Below are 409 nucleotides of genomic sequence, written 5' to 3' on the forward strand. Positions count from 1 at the left end.
GATATTCATTCGAGCCCTCATCACCCGACGGCGCGAGCTTTCCATTGGCCGGTTTTGTCGCATCAATTGCTCTTTCAATTCTGGCCTTCAAAGGGTTCACAACGATCACAAACAGTGGTGCTGAAATCGTGAACCCTCATAAGAATGTAGGTCGTGCGATTACGTTCTCAATCCTGATTTGCGTTGTCGTATATATTCTCGTGGCGCTCGCTGTTGGCTCAAGTCTTGGGTTGAATGAACTGATACAAGCCAAAGACTATGCCCTCGCCCAAGCTGCACAGCCAGCATTGGGGCCCATCGGATTTTATCTGACTGTGCTGCTCGCAGTCGTTGCGACGGCGTCCGGTTTGCTAGCAAGCGTGTTTGCGGTGTCAAGAATGCTCGCGATGCTGACCGATATGGAGATGAT

The 409-nt window shown here is 50.9% G+C and carries 1 protein-coding gene; it reads left to right on the top strand.

The window, feature by feature from the left end; translation table 11 throughout:
- Nucleotides 1-409: amino acid permease (locus ELS82_RS26010; RefSeq protein ID WP_134837863.1), on the top strand; the 409-nt coding region annotated here is incomplete at both ends.

Source organism: Vibrio ouci (genome assembly GCF_004551525.1).
Classification (GTDB): Bacteria; Pseudomonadota; Gammaproteobacteria; order Enterobacterales; family Vibrionaceae; genus Vibrio; species Vibrio ouci.